The organism is Achromobacter xylosoxidans A8, from assembly GCF_000165835.1.
Classification (GTDB): domain Bacteria; phylum Pseudomonadota; class Gammaproteobacteria; order Burkholderiales; family Burkholderiaceae_B; genus Achromobacter; species Achromobacter xylosoxidans_B.
Genome location: NC_014640.1, coordinates 6,274,252 through 6,291,018 on the forward strand (window position 1 = coordinate 6,274,252; position 16,767 = coordinate 6,291,018).

A 16,767-nucleotide genomic window follows, 5' to 3' on the forward strand; every position below is an offset into this window, starting at 1 on the left:
TCAGCGCCCATGATGAAACGGAGACTAGCCATGATCAGGGACCCCGACGGTTTCCCGCAATTCCTCGAATCGCTGCGCCGTTACGTGCGCGAGCAACTGGCGCCGCGCGAAGCCGAGGTCGCCCGCCTGGACGAGGTGCCGCAGGACCTGGTCGCCAGCATGGCCGCGCAAGGGCTGTTCGGCTACTCCATCCCGGAGCAATACGGCGGCGCGGGCATGACGACCGAAGAGCTGATCCTGGCCGCGATGGAGCTGTCGCAATGCTCGGTGGCATTCCGCGCCCGGGTCGGCACCAATACCGGCATCGGTTCCGAAGCGCTGGTGGCCGACGGCACCGATGCACAGAAAACCCGCTACCTGCCGTTGCTGGCGTCCGGCGAACTGACCGGCTGCTTCGCCCTGACCGAGCCGCAGGCGGGATCCGACGCCACCGCCCTGCGCACCACCGCCGTGCGCGACGGCGACCACTATGTGCTGAACGGCGAGAAGTGCTTCATCACCAATGCGCCGCTGGCGGGCCTGTTCACCGTCATGGCGCGCACCGATCCGCAAGCGCCCGGCGCCAAGGGCATCACCGCCTTCATCGTGGAGCGCGGCACGCCGGGCCTGTCCACCGGCCAGCCCTACGACAAGATGGGCCAGGCCGGATCGCCCGTGTCCTCCGTGCATTTCCAGGACTGCCGCGTGCCCGCTGCCAATATCATCGGCGGCCAGGAAGGCCTGGGCTTCAAGACCGCCATGAAGGTGCTGAACAAGCAGCGCATCCATCTGGCGGCGCTGTGCATAGGCCCGGCCATGCGCATGCTGGACGACACGCTGCGCTTCGTGGCCGAGCGCCAGCAATTCGGCAAGCCGCTGATGGACTTCCAGCTGATCCAGGCCATGCTGGCCGATTGCCAGACCGAGATCCAGGCCGCCCGCGCGCTGGTGCTGCAAACCGCCCGCGAACGCGACGCGGGCGCGGACGTGACGCTGAATGCATCGATCTGCAAGTACTTCGCGTCGGAAATGTGCGGCCGCGTGGCTGACCGCTGCGTGCAGATGCATGGCGGCTATGGCTACATCGCCGACCATGGCATCGAACGCTTCTACCGCGACGTGCGCCTGTTCCGCCTGTACGAAGGCACCAGCCAGATCCATCAATTGAATATCGCCCGCCACACGCTGACCCAGGCGGGCTATACGCCCGGCCGCTAGGGCACTACCGGGACCGCAGCCGCAAGAAGCCGGCGGCCCATCAAACCAAAGGAGACTTCCATCATGCTGCACAAGCACCTGCCGAAGTGGATCGGCGCAATGGCCGCCGCCCTCACCTGCGCCGCGCTGCCGCCGCAAGCCGCGGCCGCCTACCCCGACAAGCCCGTGAGACTGATCGTGCCGTTCGCCCCGGGCGGCTCGACCGACATCCTGGGACGCCTGCTGGCCGAGGCCTTGCACCCCATCCTGGGCCAGCCCGTCATCGTCGAGAACAAGCCCGGCGCCGGCGGCAACATCGGCGGCGACTTCGTGGCGCGCGCCGCACCCGACGGCTACACGCTGCTGCTGGCAGCGGCGGGACCCACGGTCGTCAATCCCAGCCTGTACGCCAACATGCCGTTCAACCCGGCCAAGGACCTGGCGCCCATCACCTGCCTGGAGCGCGAGCACAACCTGATGGTAGTGACGAAATCGATGCCGGTGAAGACGCTGCAGGAGTTCCTGCAATACGCGCGCAACAACCCCGGCAAGCTGTCCTTCGGCTCGCCGGGCAACGGCTCGCCCGCCCAGCTGGCCGGGGAACTACTCAAGCAGCAGACTGGCATCCAGGCCGAGCACGTGCCGTACAAAGGCTCCGGCCCCGCCATCACCGACCTGGTGGCTGGCCACATCGATTTCATGATCGACAACATGCCGGCCCTGCTGCCGCAGGTCAAGGCCGGCGGGCTGCGCGCGCTGGCCGTGCCCAGCGACCAGCGCGCCACCGCCGCGCCCGACATCCCCACTTTCGACGAGGCCGGCCAGAAGGGCTTTGTGGTGATGGCCTGGAAGGGCCTGATGGCGCCGGCCGGCACCGATCCGGCGGTAATCGAGCGCCTGCACGCGGCCGTGGTCAAGGCACTGCAGGACCCGCAGTTACGCGCGCGCTTCCAGGAGCTGGGCGCCGAACCGCTGGCCAGCACGCCGGCCGAATTCGCCAAGCAGATCGCGGACGAAACCGCCTGGTGGGCAAAGCTGGTGCAGTCCACCGGCACCCGCATCCAATAGTCCATCGGTCCATCGCGGAGAAATTGCCATGCCATCCTTCATCCGAACGCTGCACGCCTTGTGCGCGGCCGCCGTACTGGCCGCGGCCGGGAACGCGCAGGCCGCCGCCTATCCCGACAAGCCGGTGCGCCTGATCGTGCCCTATGCGGCCGGTGGCGGCACCGACACCGCGGCGCGCATGATCGCCCGCAAGCTGGCGCCCTTGCTGGGCCAGCCCGTGGTGGTCGAAAACAAGCCCGGCGGCGCCACGCAGATCGGCACCGCCTATGTCGCCAGCGCCGCGCCCGACGGATATACCTTGCTGATGGGCACGGCCAACCTGGCGACCAATAGCGTGCTGTACGCCAAGCTGCCCTACGACGTGAAGAAGGATCTTGCGCCGGTCGCGTGGGCCACGGACGTGCCGGTCTACCTGCTGTTGCCGGCCGCCAGCCCCTGGCGCACGCTGGAGGACCTCAAGCGCGCCGCCGCGCAGCAGCAGGGCCTGACCTACGCCACGGCCGGCACCGGCAGCATTCCGCATCTGGCGGGCGAACAGTTCGCGCACCGGACCGGCATCGCGCTGCGGCACATTCCCTACAAGGGCAGCAGCGAAGCCGCCACCGCGCTGGTCGGCGGACAGGTCCAGCTGAGCTTCGACAATCTGGCGCCGGTTCTTGCGCAGGTCAAGGCCGGCCGCCTGCGGGCCGTCGCCATTGCCGCGCAGGCGCGCAATCCCGAGATGCCCGACGTACCCACGCTGGCCGAGCTGGGCGTGCCGCTGGCGGCCTCGTCCTGGTGGGGCGTGATGGCGCCGGCGCGTACGCCGAAGGACGTGATCGCCCTGCTGAACCGGCAGCTCAACAGCGTGCTGGCCGATCCTGAAGTGCGCAGCTACTTCGCCGGGCTGGGCATGCAAGCCACCGGCGGCACGCCCGAAGCCTTCGGCCAGCACATCGCCGACGAAACCGACAGATGGCGCGCCGTGGTCAAGCAGGCTGGCGTGAAGATCGAGGAATAAACCATGCAGTCCAAGCAAGAACATGCCAGCGGCGACGCCCTGCAAGACCTGTGCGCGCGCGTGCGCCGCTTCGTGGACGAGGTCGCAATACCCGCCGAGTCCCCCGCCATCGCCCGCGACGTAAGCGCGCTGGACAGCTGCGTCGCCCGCTTGCGCACCCAGGCCCGCGAGGCCGGCCTGTATGCGCCGCAGCTGCCCGAGGAATGGGGCGGGCTGGGGCTGGGCTGGCGCGCGCTGGCGCAGGTGCTGGAGGAAGCGGGACGCGGATTCCTGGGGCCCGCCGCGCTGAACTGCGCCGCGCCCGACCAGCCCAACATGCTGACGCTGCTGCGCCTGGGCAACCCTGCCCAGCAGGAACGCTTCCTCGCGCCGCTGGTGCGCGGCGAGCAGCGCGCCTGCTTCGCCATGACCGAGCCCGCACCCGGCGCCGGCTCCGATCCGTCCATGCTGCGCACCCGCGCCGAGCGGCGCGGCGCGCGCTGGGTGCTGAACGGCCACAAGCAATTCATCAGCGGCGGCGTGGGCGCGGATTTCGCGCTGGTGCTGGCGCGCGCGGAAGCCGGCGTCACGCTGTTCCTGGTGCCTGCCGATACGCCCGGCTATCGCGTAGTGCGCGATATCGGCATGGTCACGGGCTACCAGATCGGCGGCCACGCCGAGATCTTGCTGCAGGACTGCGAGGTCGGCGACGAGGCCGTGCTGGGCGAACCCGGCCGTGGCCTGGAATATGCACAGCTGCGGCTGGAACCCGCCCGCCTGTCCCATTGCATGCGCTACATCGGCCGCGCGCGGCGCGCGCTGGAGACGGCGCAAGCCTATGTGGTGCAGCGCGACTCCTTCGGCTCGCGCCTGGCGGACCTGCAGCAGATCCAGGCCATGGTCGCGGATTCGCACATCGACCTGCACGCCAGTCGGCTCATGACGCTGGACTGCGCCGGCCGCATGGACGAAGGCCTGTCGGTGAAGCAGCACAGCGCCATGACCAAGGTCTTCGTGTCCGAAGCCGTGAACCGCGTGGCCGACCGCGCCGTGCAGATGATGGGCGCGTCGGGCCTGTCCGACGACACACCCGTAGCCATGGTCTGGCAGGAAATGCGCCCCTTCCGCATCTACGACGGCGCCAATGAACTGCACCGCGCCACGCTGGCGCGCCGGCTGCTGGCGCAAGCCTGAACCGCAATGGAGACGAGCATGCAGAATCCCGAATTCCAAGCCTACCGCCTGCACGCAGGCGCGACGGGCGAGCCGCCGCAAGGCCGCTACGACACCCTGACCACGGACCAGCTGTCCGCGGGCGACACGCTCATCAAGGTGGCCTACGCCGGCCTCAACTACAAGGACGCGCTGGCCCAGGCCGGGCGCGGCGGCATCGTCCGCGAATATCCGCGCATCGGCGGCATCGACCTCTCGGGTACCGTGGTGCATTCCGCCGACCCGGCTCTCGCGCCCGGCCAGGAGGTCGTGGTGCACGGCTTCGGCATCGGCGTGGATTGCGACGGCGGCTATGCCGAGTACGCGCGGGTGCGCCATGACTGGGTGCTGCCGCTGCCCGCCGGCATCGGGCTGCGCGACGCCGCCGTGCTGGGCGCCGCGGGCTATACCGCCGCGCTGTCGCTGCACTGGATGGAGCACTGCGGACTGACGCCGGAGCACGGCGAGGTGCTGGTCACCGGCGCCACCGGCGGCGTCGCCGGCGTCGCCATCGACATTCTGAGCCAGCGCGGCTACCGCGTCTGCGCCATGTCAGGCAAGCCGGATGCGGAGAACTATCTGCGCTCATTGGGCGCGCGGGAGGTGATGGCCCCGCCCGACCTGTCCGCCGGCATCAAGCCGCTCATGAGCGCGCGCTGGGCGGGCGTGGTCGACTCCGTGGGCGGCCCGCTGCTGGCGCACGCCCTGGCCAGCCTGAAGCCGGACGGCGTGGCCGCCGCCTTCGGCAATGCGGGCGGGGCGGAACTGCCCACCTCGGTCATCCCCTTCATCCTGCGCGGCGTCAAGCTGCTGGGCATCAACGCCAACAGCCCCATGCCGCTGCGGCGCCAGGTATGGAACAAGCTTGCCGCCGAATACCACCCCGCGCATCTCGACCTGATCGCGCGCGTCATCGAACCCCGCGAACTGCCCCAGGCACTGGCCGCCATGCTCGAACGCGGCAGCACCGGCCGCAGCGTCGTGCGTTTCTCCTGATCCTTCATCGCCACATCATGACCGACACTTCCCTGTCCCGCCTCTTCGATCCGCAAGCGATCGCCATCGTCGGCGCCTCGGCCACGCCGGGCAAGATCGGCGCGATGCCGATCAGCCTGCTGCTGCAGCACGGCTACGGCGGCCGCATCATTCCCGTCAACCCGCGTGCGGACGTCATCGCCGGGCTCCCCGTCATACCCGGTCTGGACGCGCTGGACGCGGACGTGGACCTGGCCATCCTGGCCGTGCCGGCCGCCCACGCCGCGCAGGCGCTGGAACGCGCCCGGCCCGGCCAGGTCGGCGCGGCGGTGGTGTTCACTTCCGGCTTCTCCGAGACCGGCGCACACGGCGCCGGGCAACAGGAACGGCTCTGCGCCATCGCGCGCGAGCGCGGCATCCGGCTGCTGGGTCCCAATTGCCTGGGCTTCATGAACGTGCGGCGCAATGTCTATGCCACCTTCTCGCCCGCGCCGGCCAACGGCGTGGTCGCCCCCGGCGGCATCGGCATGGTGTCGCAGAGCGGCGCGTTCGGCGCCTACGCCTACAGCATGGCGCGCGAACGCGGCCTGGGCCTGTCGCACTGGATCAGCACCGGCAACGAGGCCGACATCGACGTCGCCGACTGCATCGAATGGCTGGCGCGCGACGCCGATACCCGCGTCATCATGGCCTACATGGAAGGCTGCCGCGACGGCGCCAAGCTGCGCCGCGCGCTGGCCGCGGCGCGCGCGGCGGGCAAGCCCGTGGTCGTCACCAAGATCGGCCGCACCCAGGCCGGCGCGCAAGCCGCGGCTTCGCACACTGCTGCCCTGGCCGGCGACGACGCCGTGTACGACGCGCTATTCCGCCAGTACGGCGCTCTGCGCGCGCGCACCATCGAGGAATTCTTCAACCTGGGCTATGCGCTGGACACCTGGAAACGGCCGCCGCAAGGCCGGCGTCTGGGGATTTTCACCATCTCGGGCGGAGTCGGCGCGTTGATGGCCGACGAAGCCGCCGACACCGGCCTGGCGCTGCCCGAGCCCGCCGCCGACGCGCAAGCCCGGCTGCTGGAGCGCGTGCCCTTCGCCAGCGGTCGCAACCCGGTGGACGTCACCGGCCAGGCCGTGTCCGAACCTGGGCTGCTGCTGGCCACCGCCGACGACATGCTGGCCGATGGCCGCTATGACGCCCTGGCCGTCTTCCTGGCCGCCGCTGGATCCTCCGAGATCCTGTGGCCCACCTTCGAGGCCTTCGCGCGGCAGATGCAGGCCCGCCATCCGGACGTGCCGCTGGCGATCAGCGCGCTGTTCCCACCCGCGCGCCGCCGCGAACTGGAACAGCTGGGCTGCCTGGTCTTCCCCGATCCCAGCGCCGCCATCCGCACGATAGGCGCGGTGGCCGGGCTGGCGGCCAATGCGGATCACGACAAGGCTGAGGAAGATCGCGCAACCCAGTCAGCCGACACGCCGCCACTGCTGGACGCCTATAACGAAGTTCAGGCAATGGAGCTGCTGCGCCAAGCCGGCTTGCCCGCCTCTCCCTGCACGCTGGCCACCGACGCCGACGCCGCGGTGCGCGCCGTCGCCGCCATGAGCGCAACCGGCCGCGACGCCTCGGGCGATAGCGTCCCCGTGGTGCTCAAGGTGGTCTCGCCCGACATCACGCACAAGAGCGACGTGGGCGGCGTGAAGCTCAATATCCGCGGCGAAGACGCCGTGCAGCGCGCCTACGCCGACATCATGGCCTCGGTGCGCCAGCACCGGCCCGACGCCCGCATCGATGGCGTACTCGTCGCCCCCATGGCGCCCAAGGGCGTGGAATGCATCGCCGGCGTGCATTGCGATCCGGTCTTCGGCCCGGTCGTCATGTTCGGGTTGGGCGGCGTCTTCGTCGAAGTGCTCAAGGACGTGAGCTTCCGCCTCGCGCCCTTCGGCCGCGACGAGGCCATGGCGATGATCCGCGAGATCAAGGGCTACGCGCTGCTGCAAGGCGCGCGCGGCGCGCCCCCTTGCGACATCGATGCGCTGGCCGACGCGCTGGCGGCTCTGTCCCGTTTCGCCCACGCGCGTAGCGCGGACTTCAGTTCGGTGGAGATCAATCCCTTGCTGGCGCTGCCTGAGGGGCAAGGCGCCATGGCGCTGGATGCAGTGGTGATACGGGGCGGGGGAGCTGCCCAGACGGTCTAACCCATGCGGCCACGGGCGGCTACGCGCCCATTGCCCACCGCTTGGCATGCTTGCGGGTGTTGGCCTTGATCCAGCGCCCCAAGCGCTCGATCAGCGTGCGCTCCGCGCCCTCCGACACCTGCGTCATCAGCCCTGCCTGCACCTCGTCCAATGCCGCGGGAAGCGCAACCACCAAGGACTCCCCTACCGCCCTGACGTAGCGCAGGGCAAAGCCCAACTCCTTGGCCATGGCCGCGATATGTTCCGCGCCGATGCTGCCCGGCTTCATTTCGCTGCCAATCGCAAACGCGAAATTGCGAGCCAGCCCGGAGTACATGCCCGTGCACATCAGGTCATAAAAGGGAGCCAGCCGGTACAGGCCGTCCGGCGTCTGCAGCACGGACAGGTTCTTGGCATGGCTATCGTTGTTGCCGACGCACAAGTTGAAGAATATCCATTGCAGGAAACGCTTCAAATCCGCGGCGCCGATGCCCATGCCTCCCAACAACTCCCGACATTGCTGCAGCGATGGACCGCCGTCGGACTCATACTTCACGTCGGACGGCTTGCCGGCCAGCTGGCAGAGATCCAACTGATGAAGCCGCAGCAAGCCGCCCTTGCCATCAGGCTTGCGGTCATACCGCGTAATCAAGCATGCGTGCGTATCGGGCTGATAGCGGACTTCCGCCACGCCCAGGCCCATTCTGGCGGCCAGCTGCATGACCAGCGTCTCGTTCAAGGCCGACGACCACACGCCGTCCAGGCCGCGAATATCCGGCTTCAGAATATGCGTGGACGGCGCCGCACCCTCGGGAATCGCCGGCGAACCATCGGGCATGACCGTCAATAGGAGCTTGTCTTGCGCCCCGGCCAGAGAAATGCGGGCGCCCTCGGCGTTCTCTGCCGCCAACGCGGGTACAACCACGTCCTGCAAGCGCACTGCCACGTCCTGCCACGTCGCAGGCCGGTGGCGCGCCGGCGCGGGGCGTTCGCCTTGCGGCAATATGGTCAACCCACTGGCGGTGTCCCCGCCCACGCTGCGCAACAGGCCGAAGACCGTGGTGGCATGGCGGCTGACCTGCAGGAACTTGCGCACATGCCCTTCGGGCAACAGGTTTTCAAAGAATGCATGCACCGCATCGTCCGCATGATCGCCGCTGCGCAAAGGCACCGATGGCGAAATGGCGTGCGCGCCAGCCCAATTCAGCCAGGCGTCGTCATACACGAAGCGCAACGGCCGCTCGTCGAACAAGCGGCCGACCTTGCGGTCCGCGTGATAGATGTCCAGCGCATCGGCCGCGCTCATGGCAGCCTCGGGCGCTTGGGCCCCACCTGCACTTCCAGGCCCAGCAGATCCAGCATGTCCAGCACCTTCTGCAATTGCAGCGTGGGCTTGCCGCGCTCCAGATCCACCACATAGCGGTTGCCGGTGCCGGACAGGCCGGCCAAGTCAGTTTGCAGCAAACCCTGCGAGCGCCGGACGGCCTTCACCAGCTCGCCCAGTTCGGTCGAGGTGCGGATCGTTACGCCGGCCCCGCCTGCAAGCGCGGCCGGAATATCGTTCGCGGGCATGATCGTCTCCAAAATTACCGTTCGGTAATTTTAGGGCAATAATATGATCGGCGTGGCAAAAAAATTACCGAGCGGGAAAAATTTACCGCAGCGCGGTTTTCTTAGCCCTAAAAATTACCGAACGGGAATAATTTTTTCGATCCAGGCCTGATTTCCACACAAGATTACCGATCGGTAATTTTGCGGCCATCGTCCATGGAGCGGCGCCCCAGACGAAAAAAAGGCGCCCAAGGCGCCTTTTCGTCTTCAAGCACGCGTCCCGCTTACTTCAGCAGCAACGCATTCAGCCGCTTCACAAACGCAGCCGGGTCGGCAATCTGCGCGCCTTCGGCCAGCAGAGCCTGATCCAGCAGCAGACGCGCCCACTGGTCGAACTCGCCGTCTTCGGCGGCGCGGATGCGGGCCAGCAACGGGTGCTCGGGATTGATTTCCAGCACCGGCTTGACGTTGGGGGCTTCCTGGCCGGCGGCCTTGAGCATGCGCAGCAGGTGCGGGCTGAGTTCGTTCTGGCCCACCACCACGCAAGCCGGCGAATCCACCAGGCGCAGGGTCACGCGCACTTCCTTGACCTGGTCTTCCAGCGTCTTCTGCAGACGCTCGACCAGCGGTTTGAAGTCCTCGGCCACTTCGGCCTGGTGCTTCTTTTCTTCCTCGTCGGCCAGCTCGGCCAGGTCCAGGCCGCCCTTGGCCACCGAGACCAGCGACTTGCCGTCGAATTCACGCAGGTAGGACAGCATCCATTCGTCCACGCGGTCCGACAGCAGCAGGACTTCGATGCCCTTCTTGCGGAAGATTTCCAGATGCGGACTGTTGCTGGCGGCGGCGAAGGTATCCGCCGTGACGTAGTAGATCTTGTCCTGGCCTTCCTTCATGCGCGACACGTAGTCGGCGAAGGACACGGTCTGGGCCTGGTCGCCCGTCTGCGTCGACGCGAAGCGCATGAGCTTGGCGATGCGTTCCAGGTTGGCCGAGTCCTCGCCCGCGCCTTCCTTCAGTACCTGGCCAAACTCCGACCAGAACGTGGCGTAGTCTTCCGGCTTGTTCTCCGCCATGTCTTCCAGCAGCGACAAGATGCGCTTGGCCGAACCTTCGCGGATCGCGCGCACGTCGCGGCTTTCCTGCAGGATTTCACGCGACACGTTCAGCGGCAGGTCCGCCGAATCGATCACGCCGCGCACGAAGCGCAGGTACGAGGGCAGCAGCTGGTCGGCATCGTCCATGATGAAGACGCGCTTCACGTACAGCTTCACGCCGTGGCGGCCGTCGCGGTCCCACATGTCCATGGGCGCATGCTTGGGCACGTACAGCAGCTGCGTGTATTCGCTGCGGCCTTCGACGCGGTTGTGGGTCCAGGCCAGCGGGTCGTCGTAGTCGTGCGACACCGTCTTGTAGAACTCGCGGTACTGCTCTTCCGTGACGTCGGACTTGCTGCGGGCCCACAGTGCATTGGCCTGGTTCACCGTTTCCAGTTCGTCGGTCTTGACCTGCTCGCCCTTTTCCTGGTCCCACTCTTCCTTGGCCATGCGGATGGGCAGGGAGATGTGGTCCGAATAGCGGCGCAGGATCTCGCGCAGCTTCCAGCCGTTGAGCAATTCGTCTTCGTCGGCGCGCAGATGCAGCGTGACGTCCGTGCCGCGCGAGGCTTTTTCAGCGGCGGCGATGGTGAATTCGCCCTGGCCGTCCGATTCCCACTGGATCGCGTCCGTGGCGCCGGCGCGGCGGCTGACCACGGTGACCTTGTCGGCCACGATGAAGGAGGAATAGAAGCCCACGCCGAACTGGCCGATCAGCTGCGCGTCCTTCTGCTTGTCGCCCGTCAGCTGCGAGAAGAATTCCCGCGTGCCGGAACGCGCGATCGTGCCCAGGTTGGCCACGGCCTCATCGCGCGACAGGCCGATGCCGTTGTCGGAGATGGTGATGGTGCGTGCAGCCTTGTCGTAACTGACCGTAATGGCCAGTTCGCCATTGCCTTCCAGCAGTTCGGGCTGGTCGATGGCCTCGAAGCGCAGCTTGTCGCAGGCGTCCGATGCGTTCGATACCAGCTCGCGCAGGAAGATCTCCTTGTTGCTGTACAGCGAATGGATCATCAGGTGCAGCAGCTGCTTCACCTCTGCCTGGAACCCCAGGGTTTCGGACGTGGAAGGCGTGGCGGTTTGGCTCATAGTTCTACGTGGCTAGGTAAGTAAATTGGGGACAGTGATTGGCTGCCGGGACATCTGGCCCGCGCGGCCGCCGGGAAACCCTATTGATGTGGGGGCCAATGGCGCGCTTTCAAGGGCGGGCGGGAATTCCCCCTACCGATCGTAGCCCCCCATTTCGGGCAGGGGCGGCGCCTCAGAAAATCGAGAACACCTTGCGGTAGCGTGTTTTCGCCTCCAGCACGGTTTCATGCTGCGGCACCGCCAGCTTGCCGGCCCGGATCAGCTTCCGGATGTCGGCGGCCGTGATCTGCCGCGTCTCTTGCGAGCGCAGCAGGAAATCCGCCGTACCGCGGTCCAGGATCTGATAGATCGAATGGAAAATCAGCTGCGAAGGGCCCAACTCGTCGAGGTAATAGAGTTTCTCTCCCTTCTGCCAGACCGTGCCGAAGTTGTGATAAACCACGCCGCGCTTGTTCCATTCCCCAGCCGGCGCATCCGTCAGCTGGTTGATCAGCGTGGAACGGGACACCAGCCCTCCGCCGCTGCCCCGCGAGTTGCGGGCCCAGGCTTCCTGCGCCTGCAGGAACAACGTCTGCCTGCCGTCCGTGTACACGTAGGGCGACAGGGCGGTGTATGTGTCCGAAGCCAACGGATCGTCGCCGGCCCGCTCCACCTGCCGCGTCTGCGCGTTGTAGAAATAGATGCCGTCCTTGCTGCGGAACAGCGCCTGGTACACATGCCGGCCGTGCTCGCTCAGCAGCCGGTACGGCGCATGCGCCGCGTCGAAGGGCTGCGCGCCCACGTACACCATGCCGTCGCGCGGATCGCGGAGATAGGGCTGGCGGTACAGGTCGCCCACCATGAAGGTGTACAGCGCGGGATCGTCCGACAGCGGCAGCAACTGCTCGTGGAAATAGACGCGGCGGCCATCGGCAAAGAAATCGTCGCTGGGCCGCACGTCGCCATCCCTGCCCGCTGGCAGGCGGCGCAGCGAGGCCGGCCCTGCCTGCGGCATTTCGCGGCCCCGGTAGTACACACGTTCGTCGTCGGTGGCCAGCTCGCGGTCCAGCAGCGGCCGGTAGGACCGGGCGCTGGCCGGCAGGGCGACGAACGGATACAGATAGGTCTGTGGCTTGGGGCCGGCATCCGCCTGGTACAGGACCTTCTGCCAGAACTCGTCCAGCATGCCCAGTTCCTCGTTGCGCACACTGTGCATCGAACAGAAATACGTGACCGCGCCATCGCTGAAATAACTGTTGCCCAGGTAACGCGCCGGCGCCGGCTTCATGCCCGGCAGGACCTGGTTGCCGCAATACACGTGGCGCTGGTCCCTGGCCGCCTGCCTGCCATCGAAAGCCCCGGTATCGAAGGCCGCGAAACTGGCCGGATCGGCCTCGTCCATGCGGTAATAGCCGTTGCTGGGAACGGCGGCGTAGACGCCGCCCTGATAATTCTTATAGATGCTGCTGCCGTAGGACTGCCCGCGGTCCACCGACGCGAAATCGTCGCCGTCCATCAGCCAGAACAGCAGGAACATCGGCAGCGCGGCGATGATCAGGACCAGCGTGATCACGGCCCATTTGGCGCGTTTTTGCATGGAATGGCGGGGCTGACCTGCCTTTGATTGGCGACCAGGGATTCTAACCAGCGGCAGCGAGCCCGGTCCCGTCTCCGGCCCACTCCCGGTCCGTCCCCGGACGCCGCGGAGCCTTCCCCGCTAAAATCCCGCACTTTCCTCCCCTACCCCGACCCTGGCCGGCCCATCCGCCATGCAACCCGCCTCCCTGACCCAACCCGCCCCCCACGGCTCATCCGACGCCGACCCCAGCCCTGACCTGGTCTACGGTCCCGACGATCGCCCCGCGCCTCCCGTCGCCTTCGTCGCCGCCCTGCAGCACCTGCTGGCTATCCTGGTTCCCATCGTCACCCCCGGCCTGCTGATCTGCCAGGCCCTGGGCGTCAGCAGCCGCGACACCACCCTGATCGTGTCCATGTCGCTGGTCATTTCCGGCATCGCCACCTACGTCCAGTGCAAGCGCTTCGGCCCCCTGGGCGCCGGACTGCTGATCGTGCAGGGCACCAGCTTCAACTTCGTCGGCCCGCTGATCGCCGGCGGCTCGGTCATGGTCAAGCAAGGCACCCCGGTCGAAGCCGTCATGGCCGCGATCTTCGGCGTGGTCATCGCCGGCTCCTTCGTCGAAATGGGCATCAGCCGCATCCTGCCCTTCGTCAAACGCCTGATCACCCCGCTGGTCACCGGCATCGTGGTGCTGCTCATCGGCCTGACGCTGATCAAGGTCGGCCTCATCAGCATGGGTGGCGGCTACAGCGCCATGGGCAACGGCACCTTCGCCAGCGCCGAGAACCTGACCCTGTCCGGCCTGGTCCTGGGCACCATCATCCTGCTGAACCGCGTACCGGTCGTGTGGGTGCGCAGCACTGCCCTGGTGCTGGCCTTGGCCGTCGGCTACATCGCCGCCGCCTACATGGGCCGCCTGGACTTCACCGGCGCCCGCGAAGCCGCCCTGTTCCAGATCCCCACGCCGCTGCACTTCGGCCTGGGCTTCTCCTGGGCGCTGTTCGTGCCCATGCTGATCATCTACCTGGTCACGTCGCTGGAAGCCATCGGCGACGTCACCGCCACCAGCAAGGTCTCCAAGCAGCCCGTCGAAGGCCCGCTGTGGATGCAGCGCATCAAGGGCGGCGTCCTGGTCAACGGCGCGAACTCGCTCCTGGCCGGCGTGTTCAATACCTTCCCCAGCTCGGTCTTCGCGCAGAACAACGGCGTGATCCAGCTGACCGGCATCGCCAGCCGCCACGTCGGCGTGTGGATCGCCGGCATGCTGATCCTGCTGGGCCTGTTCCCGGCCGTGGCCGGCATCCTGCAGGCCGTGCCCGAACCCGTGCTGGGCGGCGCCGCCATGGTCATGTTCGGCGCGGTCGCCGCGTCCGGCATCAACATCCTGGCCGGCATCCACCTGGACCGCCGCGCGCTGCTCATCATCGCCGTGTCCCTGGCCCTGGGCCTGGGCGTGTCGCAAGTGCCGGAAATCCTGTCGCACCTGCCCCATGCCGTGAAGAGCGTGCTGGAGTCGGGCGTGGCCACCGGCGGTATCTGCGCGCTGGTGATGAACTGGTTCCTGCCTGAGAAAAGGTAAGGCTGCCGGGCTCCTCAGGGAACTGGTTCTGGCCCCCGCCTGCGGGTGGGACCGGCTCCCTGACAGAGGTCCGGTCCCAAGGCCGCCTGACAATTTATGAAAGACCGCATATAATCGCCGTCTTCGCTTCTCCCGCGACCGTCATCTGGACGTGTCCGCGACCTCCTAGCCCGGGTGGTGAAATTGGTAGACGCAGGGGACTCAAAATCCCCCGCCGCAAGGCGTGCCGGTTCGATTCCGGCCCCGGGCACCAGAATTCAAAAAGCCGTTGACGTTCGCCGTCAACGGCTTTTTTCATGGCGAAATGCCGCACGCGGCCTACGCACGTGTTCATTTCAACGCTCCACGCGCAACGGACGCTCTCCAATACGTGCAACGTATACGCCTCAAGCTGGCGGACGATAGCGAGACTTGGACCAAATTCAGCCGCTAGAATTTCCTCGCAGCAAGGTTGGTTCCGACCACCGACCGCGCTGTGCAAGCCTACTCTGACAAGCCGGAGGTTCGATGGCAATCAAGGCCGTAGCATTCGACGTATTTGGAACATTGGTCCGCATAGAACGGCCCACCCGCCCGTTCCGGAAGCTGGTCCGCCTGCTGCATGAGGCGGGCCGCCGGCGCCAGAGCGACGACGGCGTCCGGGCGATGAGCAATGCGATAGACCTGAGACAGACAGCCAGCTTGTTCGGCGGCATGGTCAGCGAAGAGAACATGCGCGCCCTGGAAGCCGAATTGCTTGAAGAAATCCAATCAATCACGCTATTCGCTGATGCTGCCCCGACTCTTTCCGCTTTGAAAGATCGAGGAATCAAAATAGCGCTTTGCTCCAACCTCGCAGCGCCATATGGGCCTCCGGTACTGGATTTGCTGCCCGTCCAACCGGATTTTTGCGCCTGGTCATACGAAGCCGGCGCCGTGAAGCCACAGCCCGAAATCTACCGATACCTCTGCGATGGTATTGCGTGCCAGCCCGAAGAGATACTTATGATCGGCGACACCATTGAAGCCGATATGGTCGGGCCTCGGAAATTTGGCATGCATGGGTACCACTTGGACAGGCACGCGACGGCGACGCGTTCAAGTGAATCGGTGGATTCGCTGAATGACGTGCTGACTATCCTGGCTGCTCGCTATTGATGAATAGCCTATGAGTCAACGGGGTGAAATTGTCGTGTGGCCCCCCCCTGCCGCCTGGGCCGGGGCCCAAGCGGCAGAGGCAATCAATTAACAGTCACGCCCGCCTCGCGCACCACCTCACCCCACAAAGCAATCTCCTTCACGATCTGATCGCGAAAATCCTGCGGGCTACCCGGCGCTGCTGCTTCCCCGGTGGCCTTGAGGCGATCAGCCATCTCGGGCATGACAACCGCCGCATTGATCGCCGCGTTGAGCTTGGCCTGCACTTGTGCCGGCACGCCCTTGGGTGCGATGATGCCGTACCACACCGTCACGTCGTACGGCACACCGGCCTCGCGCACGGTGGGGATATCCGGCGCCGAGGACACGCGCTGCGGCAAGGTCACTGCCAGCACCTTCAGGCGCTTGTCCTCGCGGTAAGGCAGCGTCGAGCCCGCCGTGGTCAGCATCACGTTGACCTGGCCCGAGACGGTGTCAGTCAACGCCGGCGCCGACCCCTTGTAGGGAATGTGGACCATGGTGATACCGGCCGTCTTCAGGAAGGCCTCCATCGCCAGATGCGATATCCCGCCGGTGCCGGACGAGGCATAGGTCAACCCGCCCGGTTTCTTCTTGGCCAGGGCCACCAGATCGCCCAGGTTGTCCGCCGGCACGCCAGGATTGACCGACACGAAGAAAGGCGCGCGCGCGATCATGCCGATCGGCGTCATGTCCTCCACCGGATCGAACGGCAGCTTGTACAGGCTGGGGTTGACGGAATAGCTATTGGAAATCAAGGTCAGGGTGTAGCCATCGGGCGCAGCCCTCAGGCCCTGCTCCACGCCCAGCTTGCCGCCCGCGCCGGGGCGGTTCTCCACCACCACCGGCTGCTTCAGGCCATCGGACAGCAACTGACCCAGCAGGCGCGCGATCCCGTCATTGCCGCCTCCGGCGGCAAAGGGCACGATCAGCTTGATCGGCTGCGTAGGATAGTCATCCGCGTGCGCATTGGAAACCGATGCGGCAAACGCCACGGCAGCCAGCGTCATCCCCAATACCGCCCTGCCCAGTTTGGCGCCGGATAGCATCGTCATATTTCTCTCCTCCTTGATCGGCCGCTGCGCGACCACGTTATGTGATGAAAGGCGCAAGACTACAACTTAACGAGTGAAGTTGCAGTCTTGCGCCTTTCTTTCATGCCG

At 66.6% G+C, this 16,767-nt stretch carries 13 protein-coding genes and 1 tRNA gene; 9 read left to right on the forward strand and 5 right to left on the reverse strand.

The annotated features are described in order from the left end of the window. Window positions 1-30 precede the first annotated feature (30 nt). The 6 genes from AXYL_RS28875 to AXYL_RS28900 all read left to right on the forward strand — a co-directional run bounded on the left by AXYL_RS28875 (window position 31) and on the right by AXYL_RS28900 (window position 7,599). Window positions 31-1,197 (forward strand): acyl-CoA dehydrogenase family protein, encoded by a 1,167-nt coding sequence (locus AXYL_RS28875; RefSeq protein ID WP_013396428.1) that lies wholly within the window; start codon window positions 31-33, stop codon window positions 1,195-1,197. Between the two features lie 63 nt (window positions 1,198-1,260). Beyond that, complete coding sequence (locus AXYL_RS28880; RefSeq protein ID WP_013396429.1) at window positions 1,261-2,244, forward strand: Bug family tripartite tricarboxylate transporter substrate binding protein; 984 nt, start codon at window positions 1,261-1,263, stop codon at window positions 2,242-2,244. 28 nt (window positions 2,245-2,272) lie between these two features. After that, window positions 2,273-3,244, forward strand: a complete 972-nt coding sequence (locus AXYL_RS28885) for a tripartite tricarboxylate transporter substrate binding protein (RefSeq protein WP_013396430.1) — start codon at window positions 2,273-2,275, stop codon at window positions 3,242-3,244. A gap of 3 nt (window positions 3,245-3,247) precedes the next feature. Beyond that, a complete protein-coding gene (locus AXYL_RS28890) occupies window positions 3,248-4,417 on the forward strand; it encodes an acyl-CoA dehydrogenase family protein (RefSeq protein ID WP_013396431.1) in 1,170 nt (389 codons plus the stop codon). Between the two features lie 18 nt (window positions 4,418-4,435). Further along, window positions 4,436-5,431: an acryloyl-CoA reductase gene (locus tag AXYL_RS28895; RefSeq protein WP_013396432.1), complete on the forward strand. Its 996-nt coding sequence runs from the start codon at window positions 4,436-4,438 to the stop codon at window positions 5,429-5,431. A 17-nt stretch (window positions 5,432-5,448) separates the two neighbouring features. Continuing rightward, complete coding sequence (locus AXYL_RS28900; RefSeq protein WP_013396433.1) at window positions 5,449-7,599, forward strand: acetate--CoA ligase family protein; 2,151 nt, start codon at window positions 5,449-5,451, stop codon at window positions 7,597-7,599. Between the two features lie 19 nt (window positions 7,600-7,618). Here AXYL_RS28900 and AXYL_RS28905 read toward each other — a convergent pair whose 3' ends face one another. From AXYL_RS28905 to AXYL_RS28920, 4 genes are all read right to left on the reverse strand, one after another. After that, entirely contained in the window at window positions 7,619-8,884 is a 1,266-nt protein-coding gene (locus tag AXYL_RS28905; protein WP_013396434.1) for a type II toxin-antitoxin system HipA family toxin, read from the reverse strand. Continuing rightward, window positions 8,881-9,150 carry a helix-turn-helix domain-containing protein gene (locus AXYL_RS28910; RefSeq protein ID WP_013396435.1) on the reverse strand — a complete coding sequence of 90 codons (270 nt, stop codon included), beginning with the start codon at window positions 9,148-9,150 and terminating at the stop codon, window positions 8,881-8,883. The genes AXYL_RS28905 and AXYL_RS28910 overlap by 4 nt, the downstream gene beginning before the upstream one ends. Before the next feature lie 263 nt (window positions 9,151-9,413). Further along, window positions 9,414-11,312, reverse strand: a complete 1,899-nt coding sequence (gene htpG / locus AXYL_RS28915; protein WP_013396436.1) for a molecular chaperone HtpG — start codon at window positions 11,310-11,312, stop codon at window positions 9,414-9,416. A gap of 172 nt (window positions 11,313-11,484) precedes the next feature. Then, window positions 11,485-12,888, reverse strand: a complete 1,404-nt coding sequence (locus AXYL_RS28920) for a DKNYY domain-containing protein (RefSeq protein WP_013396437.1) — start codon at window positions 12,886-12,888, stop codon at window positions 11,485-11,487. Window positions 12,889-13,060: 172 nt separating this feature from the next. Here AXYL_RS28920 and AXYL_RS28925 point away from each other — a divergent pair, with 172 nt between their 5' ends. The 3 genes from AXYL_RS28925 (at window position 13,061) to AXYL_RS28935 (ending at window position 15,586) form a co-directional block, all read left to right on the forward strand. After that, window positions 13,061-14,449: a uracil-xanthine permease family protein gene (locus AXYL_RS28925; protein ID WP_013396438.1), complete on the forward strand. Its 1,389-nt coding sequence runs from the start codon at window positions 13,061-13,063 to the stop codon at window positions 14,447-14,449. A gap of 168 nt (window positions 14,450-14,617) precedes the next feature. After that, window positions 14,618-14,702 (forward strand) — tRNA-Leu (locus AXYL_RS28930). 254 nt (window positions 14,703-14,956) lie between these two features. Next, entirely contained in the window at window positions 14,957-15,586 is a 630-nt protein-coding gene (locus AXYL_RS28935; protein WP_013396439.1) for an HAD family hydrolase, read from the forward strand. 83 nt (window positions 15,587-15,669) lie between these two features. Here AXYL_RS28935 and AXYL_RS28940 read toward each other — a convergent pair whose 3' ends face one another. Continuing rightward, entirely contained in the window at window positions 15,670-16,659 is a 990-nt protein-coding gene (locus AXYL_RS28940) for a tripartite tricarboxylate transporter substrate binding protein (RefSeq protein WP_013396440.1), read from the reverse strand. Between the last annotated feature and the right edge of the window lie 108 nt (window positions 16,660-16,767).